Annotated in this window: 20 protein-coding genes and 5 pseudogenes; 16 read left to right on the top strand and 9 right to left on the bottom strand. The window is 70.9% G+C overall.

All coding sequences use genetic code 11. From position 1 onward, the window contains the following. The first annotated feature begins 276 nt into the window (after positions 1-276). Positions 277-441 (top strand): hypothetical protein, encoded by a 165-nt coding sequence (locus tag BOQ63_RS02620; RefSeq protein WP_157881776.1) that lies wholly within the window; start codon positions 277-279, stop codon positions 439-441. A gap of 317 nt (positions 442-758) precedes the next feature. Here the strand turns inward: BOQ63_RS02620 and BOQ63_RS02615 are convergent, their stop codons facing one another. Next, positions 759-1,997 (bottom strand): glycosyltransferase, encoded by a 1,239-nt coding sequence (locus BOQ63_RS02615; protein ID WP_072653297.1) that lies wholly within the window; start codon positions 1,995-1,997, stop codon positions 759-761. Then, positions 1,994-2,788, bottom strand: coding sequence for a MerR family transcriptional regulator (locus BOQ63_RS02610; protein WP_030556469.1), 795 nt, complete (start codon positions 2,786-2,788; stop codon positions 1,994-1,996). Before BOQ63_RS02610 ends, BOQ63_RS02615 begins: the two co-directional genes overlap by 4 nt. Positions 2,789-3,109: 321 nt before the next feature. Here BOQ63_RS02610 and BOQ63_RS02605 point away from each other — a divergent pair. Continuing rightward, positions 3,110-3,454 (top strand): annotated as a pseudogene (locus BOQ63_RS02605) (helicase associated domain-containing protein); the annotation flags it as partial. A 284-nt stretch (positions 3,455-3,738) separates the two neighbouring features. Here BOQ63_RS02605 and BOQ63_RS02600 read toward each other — a convergent pair. Beyond that, entirely contained in the window at positions 3,739-5,196 is a 1,458-nt protein-coding gene (locus BOQ63_RS02600; RefSeq protein WP_072653295.1) for an FtsX-like permease family protein, read from the bottom strand. Between the two features lie 110 nt (positions 5,197-5,306). On the opposite strand from BOQ63_RS02600, the gene BOQ63_RS02595 reads away from it, so the two are divergent. The 6 genes and pseudogenes from BOQ63_RS02595 (at position 5,307) to BOQ63_RS02570 (ending at position 10,591) form a co-directional block, all read left to right on the top strand. Continuing rightward, complete coding sequence (locus BOQ63_RS02595; protein WP_072653294.1) at positions 5,307-5,798, top strand: carboxylesterase family protein; 492 nt, start codon at positions 5,307-5,309, stop codon at positions 5,796-5,798. A gap of 83 nt (positions 5,799-5,881) precedes the next feature. Continuing rightward, a pseudogene (locus BOQ63_RS02590) lies at positions 5,882-6,469 on the top strand (transposase); the annotation flags it as partial. Between the two features lie 259 nt (positions 6,470-6,728). Next, on the top strand, positions 6,729-7,163 hold the full coding sequence (locus BOQ63_RS02585) for a hypothetical protein (protein ID WP_072653293.1): 435 nt from the start codon (positions 6,729-6,731) through the stop codon (positions 7,161-7,163). Positions 7,164-7,176: 13 nt separating this feature from the next. After that, a complete protein-coding gene (locus BOQ63_RS02580) occupies positions 7,177-9,459 on the top strand; it encodes a hypothetical protein (RefSeq protein WP_072653292.1) in 2,283 nt (760 codons plus the stop codon). Beyond that, positions 9,456-10,067, top strand: a complete 612-nt coding sequence (locus BOQ63_RS02575) for a hypothetical protein (protein ID WP_030556453.1) — start codon at positions 9,456-9,458, stop codon at positions 10,065-10,067. The genes BOQ63_RS02580 and BOQ63_RS02575 overlap by 4 nt, the downstream gene beginning before the upstream one ends. Next, on the top strand, positions 10,064-10,591 hold the full coding sequence (locus BOQ63_RS02570; RefSeq protein WP_072653291.1) for a hypothetical protein: 528 nt from the start codon (positions 10,064-10,066) through the stop codon (positions 10,589-10,591). The genes BOQ63_RS02575 and BOQ63_RS02570 overlap by 4 nt, the downstream gene beginning before the upstream one ends. 71 nt (positions 10,592-10,662) lie before the next feature. Here BOQ63_RS02570 and BOQ63_RS02565 read toward each other — a convergent pair whose 3' ends face one another. Further along, complete coding sequence (locus BOQ63_RS02565) at positions 10,663-10,950, bottom strand: hypothetical protein (protein ID WP_143174604.1); 288 nt, start codon at positions 10,948-10,950, stop codon at positions 10,663-10,665. A gap of 343 nt (positions 10,951-11,293) precedes the next feature. Here BOQ63_RS02565 and BOQ63_RS02560 point away from each other — a divergent pair. Continuing rightward, positions 11,294-11,672: pseudogene (locus BOQ63_RS02560) on the top strand (transposase); the annotation flags it as partial. Positions 11,673-11,706: 34 nt separating this feature from the next. Here the strand turns inward: BOQ63_RS02560 and BOQ63_RS02555 are convergent. Continuing rightward, positions 11,707-12,548, bottom strand: a pseudogene (locus tag BOQ63_RS02555) (IS5 family transposase). A gap of 299 nt (positions 12,549-12,847) precedes the next feature. Continuing rightward, a complete protein-coding gene (locus BOQ63_RS02550) occupies positions 12,848-13,708 on the bottom strand; it encodes an enoyl-CoA hydratase/isomerase family protein (RefSeq protein WP_072653289.1) in 861 nt (286 codons plus the stop codon). 154 nt (positions 13,709-13,862) lie between these two features. Between BOQ63_RS02550 and BOQ63_RS02545 the strand changes: the two genes are divergently transcribed. Continuing rightward, a complete protein-coding gene (locus BOQ63_RS02545; RefSeq protein WP_072653288.1) occupies positions 13,863-14,480 on the top strand; it encodes a TetR/AcrR family transcriptional regulator in 618 nt (205 codons plus the stop codon). A 270-nt stretch (positions 14,481-14,750) separates the two neighbouring features. On the opposite strand, the gene BOQ63_RS02540 is transcribed toward BOQ63_RS02545, so the two are convergent. After that, positions 14,751-15,497 carry a phosphotransferase family protein gene (locus tag BOQ63_RS02540; protein WP_072653287.1) on the bottom strand — a complete coding sequence of 249 codons (747 nt, stop codon included), beginning with the start codon at positions 15,495-15,497 and terminating at the stop codon, positions 14,751-14,753. On the opposite strand from BOQ63_RS02540, the gene BOQ63_RS02535 reads away from it, so the two are divergent. The 3 genes from BOQ63_RS02535 to BOQ63_RS02525 all read left to right on the top strand — a co-directional run bounded on the left by BOQ63_RS02535 (position 15,496) and on the right by BOQ63_RS02525 (position 16,934). Continuing rightward, positions 15,496-15,738, top strand: a complete 243-nt coding sequence (locus BOQ63_RS02535; RefSeq protein WP_030556446.1) for a helicase associated domain-containing protein — start codon at positions 15,496-15,498, stop codon at positions 15,736-15,738. The two genes, BOQ63_RS02540 and BOQ63_RS02535, sit on opposite strands and share 2 nt — an antisense overlap. Positions 15,739-15,856: 118 nt before the next feature. Continuing rightward, positions 15,857-16,288 (top strand): hypothetical protein, encoded by a 432-nt coding sequence (locus BOQ63_RS02530; RefSeq protein WP_143174603.1) that lies wholly within the window; start codon positions 15,857-15,859, stop codon positions 16,286-16,288. A 400-nt stretch (positions 16,289-16,688) separates the two neighbouring features. Continuing rightward, on the top strand, positions 16,689-16,934 hold the full coding sequence (locus tag BOQ63_RS02525) for a hypothetical protein (RefSeq protein ID WP_305953113.1): 246 nt from the start codon (positions 16,689-16,691) through the stop codon (positions 16,932-16,934). Between the two features lie 534 nt (positions 16,935-17,468). Here the strand turns inward: BOQ63_RS02525 and BOQ63_RS02520 are convergent. Then, on the bottom strand, positions 17,469-18,263 hold the full coding sequence (locus tag BOQ63_RS02520; RefSeq protein ID WP_079183473.1) for an alpha/beta fold hydrolase: 795 nt from the start codon (positions 18,261-18,263) through the stop codon (positions 17,469-17,471). Between the two features lie 62 nt (positions 18,264-18,325). On the opposite strand from BOQ63_RS02520, the gene BOQ63_RS02515 reads away from it, so the two are divergent. Beyond that, complete coding sequence (locus BOQ63_RS02515) at positions 18,326-18,745, top strand: MarR family winged helix-turn-helix transcriptional regulator (RefSeq protein ID WP_030556438.1); 420 nt, start codon at positions 18,326-18,328, stop codon at positions 18,743-18,745. 635 nt (positions 18,746-19,380) lie between these two features. On the opposite strand, the pseudogene BOQ63_RS02510 reads toward BOQ63_RS02515, so the two are convergent. Further along, positions 19,381-19,594: pseudogene (locus BOQ63_RS02510) on the bottom strand (transposase); the annotation flags it as partial. Positions 19,595-19,599: 5 nt separating this feature from the next. On the opposite strand from BOQ63_RS02510, the gene BOQ63_RS02505 reads away from it, so the two are divergent. Both BOQ63_RS02505 and BOQ63_RS02500 read left to right on the top strand, forming a co-directional pair. Further along, positions 19,600-19,797 carry a hypothetical protein gene (locus BOQ63_RS02505; RefSeq protein WP_030556436.1) on the top strand — a complete coding sequence of 66 codons (198 nt, stop codon included), beginning with the start codon at positions 19,600-19,602 and terminating at the stop codon, positions 19,795-19,797. A gap of 141 nt (positions 19,798-19,938) precedes the next feature. Then, a complete protein-coding gene (locus tag BOQ63_RS02500) occupies positions 19,939-20,244 on the top strand; it encodes a hypothetical protein (RefSeq protein ID WP_030556434.1) in 306 nt (101 codons plus the stop codon). Positions 20,245-20,468: the final 224 nt, after the last annotated feature.

Here is a 20,468-nt window from a genome sequence, read left to right as displayed (position 1 = left end):
GGCCAGGTCGCCGGGTGGGAGAGGTCCAGTTGGAGCGCCCGGAGCCCGCGAGGAACGAGCGGGCGAGGACGAACGAGCTGGACGCCGACGAGCGGCGACCGATGATGGTCCGCCGGGATGTTCCGAAAGTCGTTGTGGCGACAGCAGGTTGGTGTCCCCTGGGACGTGTGGTCGGTGCGTGGTGTCACATGCACCCATCCGGCGTCCGGCCGGCCGGCGCCGGACGCGGTGGCGGCCGCCGTGCGCGCGGTGAGGACGGCGGCCGCGTGACCGTCCATGAACTGGACACCCATCGGCGAGACTGGCTCCGACCTCGCCGTCGACGACCAGACCGTCTACCGGCTCTCCACCGATCACCAAACCATCACCCGATGGACCGGCCACGGCACCGAAAGGACCACCATCGACACCCCCGCCACCGCCCTCACAGCAACCGGATGACCCCCACCAGGCTGAATGCCGCACGTCGCAAATACGTCCTGCTATCAGCCCGTCGAGCGGGCCCGTCACTGGCGCGCAAGAGCGCAGGCCAGAGTGTCTGTCAGGACTCCTGGTACCCGACCGACAACGGCTCCTGCTACCGCTCCCGGCCTGGCGCGATGCCCTCGCAGCCGAGGGCATCGCGCACAATTTTCTATGGGTCGTTGCAACACGTGAATGCGCTCTCCACGACGGCATCACGCTCTCCGCTCGATCGGCTTCTCCCTTGAGTTGTCAAGGTTCTCGACCACCTGATCGGTGCCGTCGTTCCAACCCTGTCAGCCCGATCGCCGCGCCGATAGCGCCGCCACCGACTCCGCGACGCGCGCCGCGCCGTCCTCGCGAGCCATCGCGCGGGCCGCCGCCTCCGCCCACTCCCGGTACGACCGGTCCTCGACGGCCTGTCGGATGGCCTCGCCCAGCCGGGCTGCGGTCAGGTCGGCGAACGGTATCGGGCCGGTGGCCGCGCCGAGTCGGGTGAGGCGGCCGGCCCAGAACGGCTGATCGGCCGTCACCGGGACGGGCACGCTCGGAACCCCGGCGCGCAGGACGGCGGCCGACGTACCGGCGCCGGCGTGGTGGACCACCGCCGCCATGTGCGGGAACAGGTGGGAGTGTGGTAGTTCGCTAACGGACAGCACGCCGTCGCCGTCCACCGCGATGCCGGCCCAGCCGGACTGCACGATCCCCCGCACTCCCGCGCGCCGCAGCGCCTCCACCGCGAGGGCGCCCAGGCGCTCGCCCTGGCCGCCCGCCATACTGCCGAAGCCGATGAACACCGGCGGCGGCCCGGCCCGCAGGAAGTCCTCGACCTCGGCCGGAAGCCGGTAGTCGCCCGCGACGTGCGGCCACCAGTTGCCGACCACCGTCAGCCCCTCGCGCCAATCGGCCGGACGCGGCACGAGCGTGGGGCTGAACCCGTGCAGGACCGGCCAGTTCGCCCGTTCCCCAGCCCGCCGCCGCGCGGTCTGGGAGCGGCCGGGCAGCCCCAGCCGGGCTCGCAGTCGTCGCGCGGACCGCGCGTGCAAGCGGTCCACCACGCGCTGACCGAGCGCGCCCGCCGCCCGGTTGCCCCAGTACCCGAGCGAGCGGCTCGGGCCGACGACCGGCGGGAACTCCCCGGTCGGCAGCGTGGGTTGCAGGTAGACCCCGAGGCTCGGCACCTCCATCGCCTCCGCCAGGTGCCACCCGAGCGGCGCCGTCGTCGTGGCGAGCAGCAGCAGGTCGGCTCCAGGTGCGGCCGCGTCGGCCAGCCCGTCGCCGAGCCGGTCGATGAACGCCGCCGCCCGCGCCAGCAGAGCCGGGCGCCCCTCCGTCACCTCCCTCACCCCCGACGGCGTCCCGCGCGGGTCCACCGGCAACGGCCGGAACCCCAGGCCGCTGCCGCTCACCAGCTCACGGAAGGTCTCCGGCGCGGCGAGCGCGACCTCGTGCCCCTCGTTCCGGAGCCGGACGCCGAGCCCGGTGTACGGCGCCACGTCACCGTACGAACCGGCGGTCATCACCAGGATCCTCATCGTGCCGCCTCCGATCCGGTCGCCGCCCGCTGCTCGGCGTTGGCACCGATGGCGGCACGGAGGTATCCGGCCAGGCCCGGGCGCTGCTCGGCCGGTGGCACCACGAGGGCGAAGGCGCGGGCGTCCGCCTCGTAGTCGTCGGCGATCCGGCAGTGCGTCTCGGGAGGGCAGGGCGTGAACCAGCGGGTGATGTGCTGCCGGTGCTCCTCGGCGAGGTCCAGCGCCTCCTCACCGTCGGCGGGCAGGCCCTGGTCGAAGGCGGCGAGCAACCGCCCGCGCCAGTCGGCGGCCTCGGCCATCAGGCGCCGCCAGTCCTCCTTCGTGTGGTTGGCGGCGCGGGCCAGGGCTTCCTGGTGGCCCTGCTGGTTCCCCCACTTGAGGTGGGCGTCGGCGGCGTAGCTGAGGTCGAAGACGACGTCGCCGAAGACCTCGAACCGTTCCTCGGGGGTGAGTTCGATCCCGGTGCGCTGGACCTCGATCGCCCGCTCGGCGACGTCCACCAGCTTCTGCAGCCGTGCGATCTGCTCGGTGAGCGCGTCGCGCCTGGCGAGCAGGTGGTCGAGCGCGTTGGCGAGTGGATCGGCCAGGATGGTGGCGATCTCCTCGAGCGGGAAGCCGAGTTCCCGGTAGAAGAGGATCTGCTGGAGCCTGGCGAGGTCCGCCGCGTTGTAGAGCCGGTAGCCGGCCGGACTGCGTTCACTGGGCGACAGCAGCCCGGACCGGTCGTAGTGGTGCAGGGTCCGCACCGTGACTCCGGCGAATCCGGAGACCTGTCCGACCGACCAGCTCATGGTTCCCTCCCGACGATCCGTGACGTCCGTACATCCGTGCGCGCCCGCGCATCCGCGTTGTCCGCCAATGTGCCGTGCGCGTGCGTGTTCCGCCGTGCCCCACCGTGCGGCCTGACGTGGGGGGAGGGTCAACACTCGCAGCCTGCCGACCTGCGCCGGGCTGTCGGTCGACGGTGACGGCACGGTGCGCCGCTGCCACTTCGTCCGGGACATCCTGGCCGACCTCGGCGCCGACACCGACGGCGCAGACCGCGAGGGCGCGGAGCAGCTGCCCGCGTCGTGCTCGATGGACGACGAGACGATCTACGGCCCGCCCGTCCCATGCACGCCGTCGCCGCCAAGTTCCACCTGGAACACGGCCACCTCGACCCCACCGACAAGACCCGCCACGGGGAGCTGATCTCCTGGCTCGACCGCCAGCGCTACCTGAACGGCCAGCACCTGCTGGACGCGGCCCGGGTCTCGGAGCTGGACGCGCTCGGCATGATCTGGTCCAAGCACGCCAACGCCTGGGAACGCGGCTACGCCTACGCCCGCGCGCGGGCGGGCCACCACGGCCACCTCGCGATCCCGGCGACCGAGAAACTGGACGGCTACGCGGTCGGGGCGTGGATGCGCCGCCAGCGCAAGGCCGAGGCTCTCGGCGCGGGCCACGCTGCGAAGCTGGACGCGCTGGACGCGCTGGACGCGCTGGACGCGCTGGACGCGCTGGACGAGCTGTGGCGCCTGGAGCCGGACTGGAACCGCTCCTACCGGCGCCTGCTCGCTCACCTCGCCGGCGGCGGCACCCTGGGCGGCCCCGCCAACCGCACCGGCGGCGAAGCCGACCCGGCGTTTAGGCCCGGCGCGTGGCTGCGCAAGCAGGACAAGGCCCGCATCGACGGCAAGCTGACCGAGCAGCAGTCCGCCCTCTTGGACGCGCTCACCCGGCACGCCATAAGCGCCCGTGCTTACGCCGAGTGCAGCGCGCCCACGACGGTCATCCGCCCCACCCGCCGCGCCGGCAGTACGGCGGCGGCCAGCCCGATCAGCACCGTCAGTGCGAGTGCCGCCAGCACCAGCGGCACCGGCGCGCCACCGGCCGTCCCCACCGTGGAGGTGACCGAGCGCGCGGCTGCCCAGCCGTAGCTCAGCCCCAGGGCGGTACCGGCCAGCGCCGCGGCGAGCGAGAGCAGCAGCGCCTCCAGCGTGAGCATCCGGCGCAGTTGCCGGCGCGACATGCCGATCGCGCGCAGCATGCCGATCTCGCGGGCGCGTTCGCTGACGCTGAGCATCAGGGTGGCCGCCACGCCCAGCCCGGCGATCGCGACGGAGAAGGACAGCAGCACCATCGTGATCTGCGTCATCCGGTCCAGCAGCGACCGCAGGGTGTGCGCCTGCGCGGCCGTGTCGGTGACCTGCACCTGCGGATAGCCGGCCAGCGCCCGGTCCATCGCGCGGCGGCCGGTGAGCCGGTCGGTGCCGTCGGTCGGGCCGACCCACACCGTGGTGACGGCCGTGTCGGGGGCGATCCGCTCCAGGGTCGCCGGCGTCACGAGCAGGACGGCCCCGCTCTGGAGCGTGAACGGCAGGCTGCTGCGCCCCGGTTCGATCCGCAGGCTGGTGCCCGGGCGTCCCGGGACGGTGATCCGGATGCTGCCGCGTCCGTCGACGAGCCCGCTGAGCGCCGCCCCGTCGGTCAGTGCCCGGGTCCGGTCGATCCCGTCGGCAGAGGAGTTGAGTTCGGCGGGGTCGACGGCCGCCACCAGCGTCGGGTGTCCGTCGACAGCCACGGTGGCCGAGCGGACCGGCGTGACGGTGAGCCCGCGCTGTTCGCCGAGCGCGGTGAGGGCCCCGGCGGGCAGCTCCCCACTGCCGGCGGAGGCCGAGAAGACGGCGGGCTGGCGTGCGGAGAGCACCGGCAGCAGCGAGTTGGAGGTGATGTGGAGGGCGGTCACCGCGCCGACCATCACCGTGACCCCCAGGAGCAGGGCCGACCCGGTGGCCCCGGTCCTGGCCGGATTGAGTCGCAGCTGCTGGGTGGCTAGCCGTCCGGCCGTGCCGCCGAGCCGGCGGACCGGGGCACCGAGCGCGGCCACCACGGCGGGCAGCAGCCGGTGGCTGAGCCGCAGCACCCCGAAGAAGCTGCAGATCGCTCCGAGCGTGACGGCGAGCAGTGACAGCGGCGGCGGTGCCACCACGCCCAGCACCAGCGAGGCGGTACCGGACAGCAGCAGCACCACGGACCAGGCCGCGGCCCGCAGCCGGACCGCCGTGCCTCCCGGGTCGGGCGCTGCGCCGAGCGCGGCCACCGGCGGCACGGCCGAGGCCTTCTTCGCGGGCCCGCGGACGGCCAGCAGTGTGAGCAGCACCCCGAACAGGCCGGCCAGCCCGCAGGTGACCGGAGACGGCAGCAGCTGCAGGCGCACCGGTCCGAGGTCGACCCCCCCGAGCCACGGCCGTCGCCACCGCGCACAGCCCCACGCCGAGCAGCACCCCGACGGCCGACGCTCCCGCGCCGAAAAGCAGGCCCTGACGGTTGATCAGCCGACGGACCGGCCCGGACGCCTACCGCGCCGCCCACCCTGGGGCCACCGCCGAGGACCTGCTCGAAGCCGTCACCTCCGACGCCCTCTTCCGGATGCCCTCGCTCCACCTGGCCGAAGGCAACGCGGCGGCCGGCGGCACCTCGTACGTCTTCGAGCTGACCTACCCGGCCCCCGCCATGGGCGGAGTGCTCGGCGCCTGTCACGGGCTGGACATCCCACTGTCCTTCGGCACCCTGGACACCCCGATGGGCCGGCACTTCCTCGGCGACCCGCCCGGCCCGGAGGCCGTCGAGGTGTCCTGCGAACTGCAGCAGGCCTGGATCCGGTTCGTCTCCACCGGCGACCCCGGCTGGCCCGCCTACGAGCCGACGAGGCAGCTCACCCGGATGTTCGATAGCCGCTCGGAGAGCGTCCGGTACCCCGAGCAGTCCTCCCGCGACATCTGGGCGGGGCACACTCCCACCGCCTACGACCTCGGCTAAGGACAGCGGCCGCGGCTGATCGCACGGGAGCGGCCCGGCCGGTCGCCGCCGTCGGACGTGGCAGGCGCCGCTGTGCGGCAGGGGGGGTCGGTGTGGCCGTCCGCTCGGACGAGTCCGCACACCCGCACGACGCGGTGCCCAGCGCCTCGGCCTGGAGCGGGAACGGCCGCAAACCCGCCTCGCGCTACCGGACCAGGCCCGGCTCGCTGCAGGCCCTGGCCATCGACAGTGGACGCAAGGCCTTCCGCCAGTCCACGTGGCGCCACGGTTCGAAAGGCCCGATGCGCTCCCGATTCCGGGTGCTCACGGTGCGGCCGGCGGGTGTCGCGGCCCGCACCCACGCCATGGCCCAGGCCGGCGGGGCGGGCACCTGGGACGGCGTCCTGCCCGAGGCCACACTGCTCTGTGAGTGGCCCACCGGCGAGAAGGCGCCCACCGAGTACTGGCTCACCAGCCTGCCCGCCGACAGTCCGACCCGCCACCTCGTCCGCCTGGCCAAGATGCGCTGGCGCCTCGAGCACGACTTCCGCGAGATGAAGCACGGCCTGGGGCTGGACCACTTCGAGGGCCGCACCTGGCGCGGCTGGCACCACCACGTCACCCTCGTCACCGCCGCCCACGCCTTCCTCACCCTCCGCCGACTCGACCCCAAAGTCCAAGCACCGGCCTGACCCTCTACCAGGTCCTCGACCAGCTCCAGGACCTGCTGAGCTGCTGGACCGGTGTCTGCTACACCTGCCAACGCCCGTTTCCCCCAAGAAAATCCACAAACCGCACCCGACAGCCCGCCCCAACCTGACGAAGTACTACCAGGGGTTCGGCAAAGGTGTAGCCCAGCTGTACCCTTGTCGAACTCTTGACTTACTTGACGAAATCTTTGCCGACGGGGGTGCCGGAGCAGCGTGCCGGCACGGAGAGGGAGCGAGCGACATGTCTGATCGGGCGACCGCGTTCGACCGGATGATGAATCCTTGGGCCTACGACGCGGACGGGAACCTGACCGCCCAGGCCCGCGCCCAGGAGGCGGCCCGCACCCAGATCAACTCGACCTCGGCGTCGGGCGGCGGAGGCGGGGGCGGCTTCAACGCCGACCCCAACGCGCTCACCACCGCGGGGAACAACTCCGACCAGATCCACGTCCGCCTCAACACCGACGGCCGCGGCGCCGACGAGGCCACCGCCAAGGTCTCCACCGCGCTCGCCAACTGGAGCACCGGCAAGGCCGCCGCGGGCGCCGCCGGCACCTGGGACCAGTGCGTCGCCGCGCTCGGCGGCACCATCGGGCAGACCACCCAGGCGCTGCGCGCCACCGCCACCAACTACCGCCAGAACGAGTCGGCCGTCCAGCACGACCTCGGCGCCTGAGAGGAGAGCTGCGATGGTCGACTTCCACGAGCTCAGCACTGCCGACTTCGGTGTCCTGGACGCCGCCGCCACCGCCTGGACCACCGTGGCCCAGAAGCTCCAGGCGATGGACGGCGACTGGGACACCACGGTGATCGCCCAGGTCAACTTCGCCTGCTGGACCGGCCCCGCCGCCGACCAGGCCCGCCCCGGCCTGCAGCGCACCAACGAGCAGCTGACCGCCGCCGTCACCGAGGCCAACGCCCTCGCCTCCACCTTCAAGGAGGCGTCCACCGAGTTCAAGGCGGCCAGGACCAAGCTGGAGAAGGCGGTCGCGGACGCCCGCACCGCCGGACTGACCGTCACCGACAACGGCACCGTGAGCTGGCCCCCGGCCGACAACGCCACCCGGCACGATTACGAGGCCATGCGGAACTACCAGAAGGAGTGGGGCGACAAGGCCGAGGCAGCCCGCAAGGCGATCGACGCCGCCGTCGCGGAGGCCGCCGCCGCCGACGAGCGGATCGCCTGGGCACTGCGCTCCGACAGCATGACGGACGGGCAGAAGTCCTTCAACAACAAGGCCATCGGCAGCGGCCCCGAGGCGGACGGCAGGCGCGCCGCCCAGCTCGCGGCCAAGGGCGGGGACATCACCGAGGCCGAACTCACCGAGCTGAACTCGCTGTTGGCCTCGCACGGCAACGACCCGAAGTTCTCCACCAAGTTCTACCAGGACCTCGGCCCGGACGGCCTGATCAAGTCCTGGAACGGCATGGTCGGCGACCCGGCGCACCCCCGCGACGACAAGTCCCCGCGCTGGAAGGCCTACCAGGACCTCCAGAAGAACCTCGGGCTCACCCTCGCCACCGCCACCCGCACCACCAACGAGCCGCACCTGTCGGACGAGTGGTCCGCCGCGCTGCGCAAGGCCGGCTCCCAGCCGGTCTGGGACAAGCCGTACCGGGCCTCCGGTCTGGACTACGTGCCGTACGGCTACCAGGTACTCTCCGGCATCCTGATGAACGGGAACTACGACGCCCACTTCATCAACCCGATCGCCGAGCACGTCACCCAGCTCGACACCCAGGACAAGTACTGGCCGGCCCCGCCGCCCGGCTCCAAGATCCAGGGCTTCAACCTGACCGGCGGCGACGAGGCGGGCTCCGGCTTTCGGCCCACCACGGCCGTGCTGGAGGCACTCGCGCACAGCCCGGAGGCCTCCACCAAGTTCTTCACCGAGAAGCCGACCGCGTACAACGAGGACGGCACGGTCAACCAGGGCGGCAAGCCCAAGCCGGCCGACTACTTCGACTACTACGTACACGACAAGGACTGGATCCCGGACACCACCTCGCGGGACTCCAAGGTCTGGGACGCGAGCAAGCAGGCCGGGCCCGCCGCGCTCGGCCGCGCCCTGGAGGCGGCCACCACCGGCCACCCGTACGACGAGCCGGGCCCCGTCCCGCCGACCAGGCACACCACCGAGCAGGCCGACCTGATGCAGAAGGTCGTGGACACCTTCGGCCGGCACGGTGGCGACGGCGCGCTGGACGACATCAAGGGCGACGGCAAGCTCGCCGCGATGCGCGGCAGCCTCGGGCACATGACCGCCGAGTACATCGGGGACGTGCAGAACTCGCTCTCCCACGGGCACGACCTGCCGGTCAACGGTTCCCCGGCCGCGCTCAACGCCTCGTCCGTGGCCGGCCTGCTCGACGCCCTCGGGCGCGACCCGGACGCCTACGGCGCGGTGGCCAACGCCAACCAGGCGTACACCACCGCGCTCATCCGCGGCCACCTGGACAGCGGGCAGTCCGACTTCGCCCGGCTGGAGTCGGACATCAAGCACAACGCGGAGTCCGGCGGAGTCGTCAGCGGCTACCTCAACCAGGCCCGGGTGGACGAGGTGCAGAACCAGCACGCCGTCTCCGACAAGGAGTTCAACGACGCGCTGGAGAAGAACGTCGGCTACGGCAAGGACGCCTTCAACGCCGTCATCGGCACCGTGACCGAGAAGGTCCCGCTCGGCGGCGAGCTCGCCGGCGCGCTGCTCGACGAGATCGCCGACAGCGTGATCGAGGCCAACAAGCACGACACCACCGAGGACGGCCGCCAGGAGAGCCGCGACCACACCGCCGAAGCCGAGGGCCGGGTGGCCCGGGGGGCCGACCAGGCGGTCCGGGACGCCGGCGGCGGCACCGGGATCTCCCGCCAGGACCTCGACCGGCTCGCCAACAGCGCCCGGGACAGCGCGCTCCAGGGCATGTCGCGCGGAACGGCGAACAACGTCAGCACCAACGCGAAGGGCGACGCGTGAGCGGGCTCCCGGCCCGTTGGGCCCGGTCCCTCGCGGACCGGTGGGCCGGGCGCCTGCAGGATCCGCTGCTTCTGCCCGGCGTGCTGGTCGTGGCGGTGGCGGCCGCCGGGTTCGTCGGCTACCGAGACTGGCAGGACCACCGCCCGGCCGAGGCCGTCGGCCGGTCCACCCACCTCTGCCACCTGCCCACCGGCCCCGACACCCCGCTCGGGCGGCTGCTGCCGGACGGCGACCAGGACTCCGAGGACCGGACGAAGTCCGTCGTCGGCGACGACCCGCGGACCTGCGTCATCCGGGTCGACGGGCGCACCGTGCTCACCCTCACGTCCATCGGACGCCGGGGTGAGCTCGCCCTGGCCTCCGAGGCCGCCAAGCGGCCGGACGCGCGCACCTTCGACGCCGGCGGCCTCGGCGCCTCGTGGCCGGGCGGCGCCGCCGCGGCCGCGGGCTGCCTGACCGGGAAGTACGAGCGGTACGACTACTTCGAGCTGGAGATCGTCGCCGGGGAGGCCGTCCGCACCTCCGGCGGCCCCGGCGGCGTCCAGGCCGACCTCGAACAGCTCGCCCGGGCCGCGCTGACGGAGACGAGGAAGGAGCAGTGCTCATGAGGCACCCCCGGGCCCTGATCGCGGGCGGGGCCGCGCTGCTGCTCGGCGCCGGCCTGCTCGGCTGGCACGTGTACCTCGACCAGACGTCCTACCGCCCGCCGGCCGTCACCCTGTCGCACGGCGAGTGCCGGGGCCTGCTCGACGACCCGGGCGTCGCCGAGGTGCTGGGCGGCGCTCCCCGGGTCTCCGTGCGGACGGACTACCGTACGGCGGACGAGACCAACCCGGCCTCCGTACGGTGCTCCGTCAACGGCGAGGACGGACGGCTGCTGACCGCCGAGGCGGCGTTCGGCGCCGTGCTGCCCGGCGGCAACAGTGCCGGGGCGATCGGCTTCGCATGCACGCTGGACGGCAAGCCCACGGGCTACCGGGCTGTCGTCACCCTCACCGGCAAGGACGGAAAGGTCCTCGCGGACGGACCGGGCCGGGCGCGGATGAACGAGCTCGCCCGCGGCTTCGCCGAGCGCGCCGCCGGGAAGCAGCTGGGCTGCGCGGGCGGCGCCGAATCGGTCATCCCAAGGTGAGCCGACCGGCGCCGCTCCCGGCGGTCGCCGACTGCGGGCGCGCCGGCAGCCGGCGCACTGCCGTGGGCCCGTCAGCTGTGCGCGCGCTCCCACAGCTCGGTGACCTTGCCGGAGGCGTCGACCGCCACCTTGTAGTCGCCGGCCGAGCAGGGGTACGAGCCCTTCTCGTTGTACGGGGTGGCGAGGCACTCGTTGATGTGCTTCACCAGGTCGGCCAGGTTGACGTCCTTCGGCGCGACCAGCACCGAGCTCAGGTGGCCCTTGGCGGTCGGCGCGAACGCGGCGGTCTTGTCGGCGCCCACCGGCTCGAAGCCGACGTCGTTGACGCCGCAGACGTCCTTGGTGTCCTTCTGGGGCACCTCTTGCGCGTTGCCACGCCAGCGACAGGTCGGCAGCGCCTGGCCGCTCATTCCCCGGCGGCATGCCGCACTCGGGCCGCAGACCCGGCCGGATCGCGCCGCTGCACCCAGCCTGCTGCCCATGTACAGCTCGAAGGGATCGCGGTGCCGTAGCCTCCGGCGGGCCGCAAGGCCTCCCCGCCTACCAACCCACCGCGCTGCGTCCACCCCTGCTGACGCCGTAGGCGCCACCCACATCCCCACACAGGGGCCGCCAGGCACCGGCATCGTCTGCTGTGCAATGACGGCCCGGGAGCGTCGTATACCGTGACCTGCTCGAAGCGTGGGCCGTGTTTTGGCCTTGATCACAGTCTTGTGCGGCAACCGCAACGACGTCACCCAACTGATCCCGCTGATCCAGGCCGTCCCGCCGATCCGCGGCAGCGCGGCCGGCCACTGCGCCGCCCCAAGCACCTGTACGCCGACCGCGGCTATGGCCACGAGGTCTACCGGGACAAGGTCCGCCGGTTCCAGATCACCCCCCCCACGTCGCCCGGCGCGGCACCGGGCACGGATCCGGCCTGGGCGTGCACCGCTGGGTCGTGGAAGGAGCGATCGCGCTGCTGCACTGGTTCCGCCGACTGCGCATCCGCTGGGAGATCCGCGACGACATCCACCACGCGTTCGTCACCCTCGGCTGCGCCGTCATCTGCTGGCGACGACTGCGCACCACACGCTGTTGAGCGTAAGTAAGAGGTGGCGCGGAAAGGGGTGCGGTCATGGTCGGCGGTTCGGGCGTTCGTCCCAGCGATGAGTCATCCATGCTCGCCGGATCAGGCTGCGCACGGTGATGATCGTGTCGGTGAGGTCGAAGAATGCGTTGACGACGGGGGCGCGCCGCTCGTAGCAGCGGGCGAGCCGGTGGAAGGCGTTCTGCCATGCATGGGTGCGTTCGACGTGCCAGCGCTGACTGGCCCGGACGGGCGCCTTCTCGCCTTTGTGCGCGATGCGGCCGTGCAGGCCGCGTTCGTCGAGCATCGTGCGAGTCTTGTTCGAGTCGTAGCCGGCGTCCAGGTGGACGGTGATCTTGTCGGGCAACGGACCCAGGTCGTCCAGGCGGTCCAGGGTCGGGGCGAGCAGCGGGGAGTCATGGCAGTTGGCGCCGGCCAGAACACGACCCAGTGGAATGCCGTATCCGTCCGTCATGTTCGAGCGTTTCGGGCCCTGTTTGCCGCGGTCGACCGGGAACGCCCGGCCACCTCACCGCCTCCTGGAGCTTTGGTGATGGAGCCGTCTACGGCGATCTGGTCGAGGACGAGACCGACGATCCGGTCGTAGGCGTCGAGCGCGATCTGCTTGAGTCGAGCGAAGACGCCCAGTCGTATCCATTCGTCGCGGCGGCTGCGGATCGTGGTGGCCGAGCAGGTTGTGTCGGCGATCGCCTCGTAAGAACAGCCGAAGCGCAGCAGTTGCAGCATCTTGTCGAAGATGATCCGGTCGCTGATGCGTCGGCGGTGGCAGCCAAGTGGATGGTCCGGGTGGTATTCCGGCCGCTCGGGCAGCAGGACCGCGAATTGGTCCCAGAGCGGCTCGGTCAGCCATGATGGAAGCGCAGGCACGGGTCTCCTCGGTGATCACAGAGCGTCAGCAACTCCATGATTAACGGGACCTGTGCCCGCTCGGCTACCTACCTTCCCAACCGCGCCTATCCGCGCGGCCGAACAGCGTTGTCAAGCTTACGGCTACTTGTGCCATCCACTCACCTGCCCGCCGTTTCCGGCGCTTCAGCCGGTCGTGGTCCCGACAGGCCCGGCGAACCAGGGTGGTCCACCTGACCACTCGACAACGCGCGTGCCGGCAATGGCTGAGGAACTCTTCCCACGAAGCCTCTGCGCACGGATGGCGAGAGCTTGGGCACTCAGATGCTGTTGGCGATGCGCTCGTGGTCCCGTTCGCCCTCGCGGGTCTGGATACCAGCGGCGAGCAGCTTGTGGGCGAGCTCGGTGACCTCATCGCCGAACGCCGCGAACAGGCCCTCGTTCTCAACGGCATACGCCGCATGCGGAATCGGCTGCGCGACCGCGTCGACCGCAGCCTTCGTGATGGAGATCACCTCCGGCCGGAGGCCGGCGATCCGTCGGGCAAGGGTGTCGACGAAGGAATCGAGTTCTGCGGCGGGCAGGGCACGGTTGATCAGGCCGTACCGTTCCGCGAGCTCCGCACCCACGAGTTCGGCGCCGAGGATGAGCTCCAGCGCGCGGGCCCTTCCTGCCAGGCGCGTCATATTCACCGTGCCGCCGCCTCCGGGGAGGATCCCCATCAAGGACTCCGGCTGCCCCTGCCCCGACTTGCCGATTGCCGCGAATCGCATGTCCAGGTACATGAAGAACTCGTTGCCCGCGCCGCGCGCGAAGCCCGCCAGCTTGCCGATGGTGACCTGCGGCAGCGAGCGGACCTCCTCGCTCATCGCCTGGAGGATGTTCAGGCCTTCCGGGACGGTCGAGCCCGGCGCGGCCGCGATCGCAGCGCGAGTGGCTGCAGGCAGCGCGTCAGGGTCGGTGAGGTACGCCATGTCACCGTGCGCAACGAAGAACTCCGGGTCAGCGCTCTCGAAGACAATGACGCGGACGTCGGCATCGTCCCGCACACGTGCGACGAATGCCCGGAGTGACGGCAGGAGGACCGCGTCCATCAGATTGAGCGGCGGGTGATCGATTGTCACTGTCGCGACCCCGTCCGAGACGTCGATCGTCAGGGCGGGAAGGCCTTCGTAGCTCATGAGGTGGCTCCATATCGCGTTGAGGGACGGTCCGTGACCGGGCCGCCGGCTGGGGACAGTGTCGCGAATCTCAGCATCGTGACTGACACTGAGTATCAGATTAGAAACCTGCATCCGAAGAAGCAAACGAGTGTGTCGGAGTACACTCGTCCCCATGAGCGCAGCGCCAGTCGGTACCCGTGAGATCAGCCGCCACGCGGTGCGAGCAGAGCTGGCCCGCGTCGCGTTCAACCGGTTCTGCCTCACCGGCTTCAACCAGGTCACCTTCGCCGACCTCTCCGAAGCCGCCGGAGTGTCGCGGAGCACCTTCCTGCGCTACTTCGGCACCAAGGAAGACGTGGTCCTGTTCGTCTTCGACCCTGTCGGTGGCGTCATCACTGACGCGCTCGATGCCGAGCGGGCCAACCAGGACGACTGGAGCAGGCTGCGCAACGCCCTGGAGTCAGCCGTGAGGTTCCTCGTGGGCGACGTTCAGGAACTCGTGACGATCCTCGGCCTCATCGAGCAGACCCCAGCCCTGTGCGCACGCCTCCGCGAGAAGCAGGCTGAATGGCGACCAGAGATCGTCGCCCGACTGCAGAAGACAACCTCCTCGACCGACGGGTCATCGGTCATCGCCAACGTTCGCGTAGCGGCGGCGCTCGAAATCTTGTGGATCGTCCTCGGGCAATGGGGTGCGAGCGACGGCCAAGAGGACCTCGGCAAACTGCTGGACGCTGCGTTCGCCGCCTTCTCGACCCCGGCATGCCAGCAGACGGACGCTCCGTTGTAAAGGGCCGAGGCGGCGGCTTCCTCGGCGGTGCCGAAGCGGCCGAAAGGAGTGATCGACCCGGCGGCGGTGATCGCGTCGTTGGAGTCCAGCCCCGGCCGCGAGTGCAGGAGTGGGGTGTCGATCCGGCCGAAGCGGACGGTGTCCACTCGCAGCCGTGCGGCGCCCCCGCAGCACCTATCTGCGCGACCTCTAAGGGCAAGCGATGCGCTCCAGGGGATGGCCTGCTCGATGCGTCAGAACGCATACGTGGCCAGTCCGGCCCCCACAGCCTCACATCCGGGATCTCAGCACGTCGACCTCACAGCCCGGCGCGAAGGGGTCGAAGCCGTGCTCGACCAGCCAGCGAACCCCCAGCAGGCTTCGCAACGACCACCAGGCGTGGATCACGTCGAGGTCGACATCGGTGCCATAACCGGCGATGACGTCGTCGAGGTGCTCCTCGTGTCCGAGCGTCAAGGTGGCGAGGTCGAACAGGGCATCACCCCGGCCCGCCTCGGACCAGTCGATGATGCCCGTGACCTCGTCGCCGTCGACGAAGACGTGATCGATCTGCAGGTCGCCGTGCGTGAACGCCGGAATCCACGGCCGGAGCGCGGCCTCGGCGACCTGGCGGTTGCGGGTGACCAGGTCGGCGGGCAGGATGCCGTTCGTCACCAGCAAGTCGCACTCGCCGTCGAGTTCCGCCACCAACTCGTCGGGACTCCGGCGGCGCCGACCGGCCCAGGGCGGCAACGGTGCTTCGTGCAGCTTCCGGATGGCGGCGCCCGCCGCGGCCCACGCCGCCGGCGACGCGGTTGACGGCTCACCGAGACGGCCGAGCACCGTCCCCGAGAGTGCGGCGATCGCGAGGACGGGCGCCTTGCGCCACAGAACCTCCGGGGTCGGGACCGGCGCGAGGGACATAGCCTCGACCTCGACGTCGATGCGCGCCTGATCGGCGTCCACCTTCAGGAACACGTCGCCGACGCGCAGAGTCGCGCGCTCGGAATGGGCGACGATGACTTTGACCTCATCCATGGGCGACCAGTATCCCGGGGACCGGCCCGCGAAGGAACTCACCCGTTTCTACTCGCTGATCGACCGGATGACGGAGGAGGCCGACCCGGCGAACCGCACCGGCGGCGAAGCGGACCCGACCTTCCGACCCGGCACCTGGCTGCGCAAGCAGGACAAGGCCCGCACCGACGGAAAGCTGACCCAGCAGCAGACCGCCCTCCTGGACGCGCTCCACCGGCACGCCGAGACCGTCGCAGGCTGACCCTGCCCCGTTCAGCGAAACCCGGACGGTACGTCCGCTCCAGCGTGCAATGGCGGGTGGGACGCCATGCGCTGGAGCCCGGGACGCCCCGACTCTGAACGCGTTCAAAATATCTGGCATGATGATCGCGCCGACAAGAGGGGGAACGATGACGGGGCTAGAGAGTGGGTCGGCCTGGTTCCTGCGGGCAGCCGGCCGGTACCTGGTGCTGTTCGTGCTGACCATGCTGGTCCTCCCAGCGGTGCGCCCCGACACCGCCTACACCTACGCCGACGACGTTGTCATGGGAGGCGTTCTGTACGGCCTGCTGGGGGTCCTGCCCTCACTCGGATGGCTGACCGTCATCGCGCCGGTGCGGGCCAGCCGATGGGCGACCGCGACGGCCGCCACCGGCCTCTTCGCGATTGGCGGCTTCCTCGCCCTGTGCTTGCGGATCGTGCACCCGCTATGGCCGGTGGTGGGCATCCTGAGCTTCCAGTTGCTCTATGCGCTGATACTCCTGCCCGCCCCGCTGGTTGACGCACCAGACCGGGAGGACGACCTCGACTGACTCAGCCAGCCACGACCTCGCGCCCCCGCGTAGAGAGGCCGCCACCCCAACCGCCCTCCCGCCGACGCCATGCCTGAGCAGCGGAAATCAAACGATCATGCCCGGATTGATAACGGCTTCTCACGCCAACAGCACCGCCGTCACCCGATCGGTGGCCGCTCTGAAAAGGCTCAGTGCCTGGCGGCGACATCATCTGCGGTCCCCAGGTGCCTCACGTACCTCATCAGCAGACTTCGGGCTGACCAGCGGGGATGGGTTGACAGCACTAGAGAACGTGGGTGGAGGTGAAGAGCCACTACCGGCTCAACGTCACCACCGGCGAGAGGCAGGCCCTGTCCGACATGCTCGACACCTGCGCGCAGTGACCGTCCCGGCGTCCGGAGAACGGTACGAGGCACAGGTGTGCGCCGGCCCGGGCGGGGTGATGACCGTCGAGGTCGGCTGTATCACCGGTGACCTCACGGTCGTGACCACCGGCCTGCCCGACGGCCGGGCGTGGGTCGCTATCCAGTACCGCGGCGCCGACGAGTGGTACACCCTCGACGGCACCCCGCTGTTCCCGCCCGCCGGCCAGAGCCTCGCCGCCTACCACCAGCGGGTCGTCGAAGCGGTCGAGGCCGGAGGCGAGAGCGGCGCACCCGGTTGAGGGCCGACGCCACGGGGGGCCGGCTGCCGCCGGATCACCGTGTCCCGAACCCAAGGCCATGGGCCGCACTATCGGGGGTAGCCGGTGGCCGCGGGCGGATCGGCGGCGCGCGGGTCACCCCCCTTGGACTCGCGCGCCACCCCGTTCCGCAGCGCATTTTGCGCGTGCTCGATCTCGGCCGAGCGCCGCCCAGTGCCCCGGCCGAACTGCAGACTTCCCGGGCGTCAGCAATTCGGGGTGGGGCCGGCTCGGACCCGGGTGGTACGGGGTCGGCGGCGGTAGCGGCCGGACTCTGGCCGGTCCTGGTCGGTGAGGATCTCGACGACGATCTCGGGGACGACGGGGAGACAGGAGACAGAGGGCTGCCGGGCAGGCCGTCCACGGTGCCGCAGCTCGGCGAGCTGGTCACCGGGAGGTTGCAGGCCGGGGGCGAGATCGCACCGCAGCTCGGATGTGAGGGGTGTCAGCGGCCAGTTGTTGCGATTCCCCACTGGTGGCCGGTTGATGGTGGGGTAACTGGCCGTCAATGGTTACTCACTGTTGATGGGACGGGTCGCTCGTCCGGCGCAGGTGGGCGTCGATCAGAGCGAAGGTGGCTTCCGGTTGTTCGATCTGCGGGAGGTGGCCGGCCTCGGGGATGACCTCGAGTCGGCCGTTGCCGAAGGCGTCGGCGTACGCCGCGCCGTAGGCGGGGGTGACGATGCGGTCGCTCTCACCCCAGAGCAGGAGGGCAGGCGTCTGAACATGTCCGAGCCGACGCAGCAGCTTGGGGTCATGCATGTAGGGGTCGCCGGCGAGGATGCGCATGGTGGCCATGTTGCTTTGTCTGCGCGCGAGTTCTTCGGCCGGGATGTCGGCCGGGTCGAGGTGGTACCGGTCTGAGTCGTGCCAGGAGTACTCCGCAACGCCGCGGGCGTCAAGGGCGAAGAAGTCGGTGATCGGTTCCGTCTCGACCTGCACGCCGACGGCGTCGATCAGGACAAGGCCGGTGATGCTTCCCGCGCTGTCGCGTACGGCCATCTCGGCGGCTATCCAGCCCCCGAGCGAGGAGCCGACGACGAGAACGTCGCGCAGTCGACGTTCGCGCAGGGTGTGCAGGTAGGCGAGGGCGAGGTCGTCGATGCCGGTGAGCCATGCGGGGCGGTGGGTGCCGTCCCAGCCGGGGTGCACAGGCGTGATGGTGTGGGCGATGCGGGAGAGGTGCTGGGCGAGGCCGGCCACTGTGGCGGGGCCTCCGCCGCCGTGCAGGATGAGGACCGGCCTGCCAGCTCCGGCCTCGGACAGAGTGAGGGACAGGTCAGCGGACTCGGCTGATGCGTCTGTGGGCATGCCCACCACCATAACTAAACATCTTTATATAAGCTAGCTTGGTTATGGCGTAGACTCGCTCCATGCATGGTGAGCTGCAAGAACTCGGCAGAGCGGTCAAACAAGCCCAGTATCGACAGCATCGGGCGCTCGACAGCGCGCTCTCGGCCATCGGCACGACGCTGGCCCAGTGGGATGCCCTGCGTGCGATCAGTCGCTCACCCGGGGCGTCGGCCCGCGAGTTGGCCGAGGCGACATTTCAGACCGGGCAGGCCTTCGGAACCCTCGTCGGCCGCCTCGCAGCACAGGGCCTCGTGGAGCGCCGACCGGGACACGGCCGGCGCATCGAGCACCACCTCACGCCCGCCGGCGAGCAAGTCCTGACGGTCGGCCACAAGGTTGCTGACGAGGTGCTCGCCGCCTGCTTCTCCAGCCTGTCCGACGCGGACCGCGCAACCCTGCTCGACCTACTTCAGCGCCTCACCGCAGGACGGGACACGTAGACCCGACCGCCAGACACACCTCCCGCGGGTGTATCCATCCCTCGCTGCCCGTTGAGCGGCCGCTTCGGTGCGGCCCGAAACAGATGGCTGGCGTGCGCCTCGGCCACCCACATGTTCGTCACCGACTGTTACATCGCAACTGGCCGTCCGTGGGGAACCCCAGGTGGCCGCTGCCAGAGGGGCGGGCTCACCCCGACCGGGCGCAGCCGGCCGTGGGGTGGGCGGAGAGGACGGCGGCTTGCTGGACGGGGTTGGCGGCCACGTCCGGCCCGGCCCGCCCTCGCCTGCCTGCTCCCACCCCCGGGCGCAGGCCGCCAGCTGCGCCGCGGTCTGCTCGTCTCCGGCGCCGGGGCGGTGCCGATCGATGAACGCCCGCAGCCGGCGCCGTTCGTCGCCTTGGCCTGCGGTGTAGGCGAGGTGGGCGGCAAGGCCTGTACACCCGCTCTCACCAGTGGGCAGCTCGGGGACCGGAGGAGTTCCGCGACCAGTTCCGATCCCGTCGAGACGCCATCCACGGGCACGGACTGCTCATCGTGGAGCAGCTGGCCCGCAACTGGGGTTGGGGGCCGCACTGGCACGGCAAGACCGTCTGGGCCGACCTCCCCATCCATCCCCGGCACCCAGCACCTCTGACCGCGGATCCCGCCCACCTGGTCGCCCACCGCGGCCACCGCTTCGTCGTCGTGCAGGTGCTCGACCACGTAGGCGCGCACGTCGTCGCGGACCGCGTCGGCGTTCCATTTCGCGCGGTGCAGCAGGTGCTGCATGCCGTCCGGCGTGGCATCCCCCGCGTGCTCGGCCAGGGTCAAGCAGCTTGCGCGGCAGATCCGCCAGTAGCCCGAGCACCAAATGACGTGTCCGACGCCGGGGTTCGACCCCTCTACACCGGCCTCGACCGCGCCGGCCTCCACACCCTCACCGACGACGACCACCAAGCCGTCCGCGACCTCACCCACCACTTCGACCCCACCACGCTGCGCCAGGTCATGAGCTGGCTCGAGCGCACCCGCACCGCAGTGCTCGCGTTGGGCCCGTGCGATGTCGCTGCCTAAGGCGCCAGCGCGCAGGAGGGGCCAGGCGGTGGTGATCTTCTGCTGTATCTCGGCGGCCAGGCCGGTGTGGTCGTAGCCCCACAGGAGGCGAGGAGGAACTCGCCGGGCCAGGGGGCGCGGCGCCAGTCGTGGCTGGCGTCCATGCTGATGAGCGAGGCGAGGAACTGGAAGCGGGCGCTCGCGGCCTCCGGAGGTGGCGGCGACGGCATGGTCTGCCTGACCGCCGCCGCGCTCAAGGATGCGGCGGCGGTGAAGGGGTCGGTGGTCAGCAAGACCCACGCCACCCCCCTCGTGTGCAGCCCCCGCAAGACCGGCAAGACCACCATCAAGACTCTCTACGCGGTGACAAGCCTGGCCGCCGAGACGGCCATCGCGGCCCAGCGAGCGCTCGAATTAGGCCCCGAAAAGGCGGTCATCGGAAAATTGGACATATCGAGCGGATGTTAAAAGCCTTCATGGGGAGGGTACTTGGCACGGCGTGTACTTCGCCGGTCCGGTCTTGGGCCGGTTGCCTGCCTGCTGCCGGCCCATGCGGTGGAGCAGACATTTCCGTGTGCGGGACAAGAGCGCCCCCACCTACCTCAGGGAGTGTCATGTTCACCCTTCCATCGCGTTCGCCGCTGCTGCCTGCCCAGGTGCGTCGCTCCGGGTTGAATGCCGCGTTCGCGGCA

The sequence above is a fragment of the Streptomyces viridifaciens genome, assembly GCF_001888885.2.
Classification (GTDB): Bacteria; Actinomycetota; Actinomycetes; order Streptomycetales; family Streptomycetaceae; genus Kitasatospora; species Kitasatospora aureofaciens.
Note: the sequence above shows the minus strand (reverse complement) of the source record. Positions and strands in the feature narration are given on the sequence as shown.

Coding starts and splice junctions, on each gene's coding strand:
- BOQ63_RS02520 (WP_079183473.1), bottom strand. CDS start 18,263: ATGCCCACAGACGCATCAGCCGAGTCCGCTGACCTGTCCCTCACTCTG.
- BOQ63_RS02540 (WP_072653287.1), bottom strand. CDS start 15,497: ATGGATGAGGTCAAAGTCATCGTCGCCCATTCCGAGCGCGCGACTCTG.
- BOQ63_RS02550 (WP_072653289.1), bottom strand. CDS start 13,708: ATGAGCTACGAAGGCCTTCCCGCCCTGACGATCGACGTCTCGGACGGG.
- BOQ63_RS02535 (WP_030556446.1), top strand. CDS start 15,496: ATGGGCGACCAGTATCCCGGGGACCGGCCCGCGAAGGAACTCACCCGT.
- BOQ63_RS02545 (WP_072653288.1), top strand. CDS start 13,863: ATGAGCGCAGCGCCAGTCGGTACCCGTGAGATCAGCCGCCACGCGGTG.
- BOQ63_RS02615 (WP_072653297.1), bottom strand. CDS start 1,997: ATGAGGATCCTGGTGATGACCGCCGGTTCGTACGGTGACGTGGCGCCG.
- BOQ63_RS02530 (WP_143174603.1), top strand. CDS start 15,857: ATGATGATCGCGCCGACAAGAGGGGGAACGATGACGGGGCTAGAGAGT.
- BOQ63_RS02500 (WP_030556434.1), top strand. CDS start 19,939: ATGCTGATGAGCGAGGCGAGGAACTGGAAGCGGGCGCTCGCGGCCTCC.
- BOQ63_RS02620 (WP_157881776.1), top strand. CDS start 277: ATGAACTGGACACCCATCGGCGAGACTGGCTCCGACCTCGCCGTCGAC.
- BOQ63_RS02585 (WP_072653293.1), top strand. CDS start 6,729: ATGTCTGATCGGGCGACCGCGTTCGACCGGATGATGAATCCTTGGGCC.
- BOQ63_RS02610 (WP_030556469.1), bottom strand. CDS start 2,788: ATGAGCTGGTCGGTCGGACAGGTCTCCGGATTCGCCGGAGTCACGGTG.
- BOQ63_RS02580 (WP_072653292.1), top strand. CDS start 7,177: ATGGTCGACTTCCACGAGCTCAGCACTGCCGACTTCGGTGTCCTGGAC.
- BOQ63_RS02515 (WP_030556438.1), top strand. CDS start 18,326: ATGCATGGTGAGCTGCAAGAACTCGGCAGAGCGGTCAAACAAGCCCAG.
- BOQ63_RS02570 (WP_072653291.1), top strand. CDS start 10,064: ATGAGGCACCCCCGGGCCCTGATCGCGGGCGGGGCCGCGCTGCTGCTC.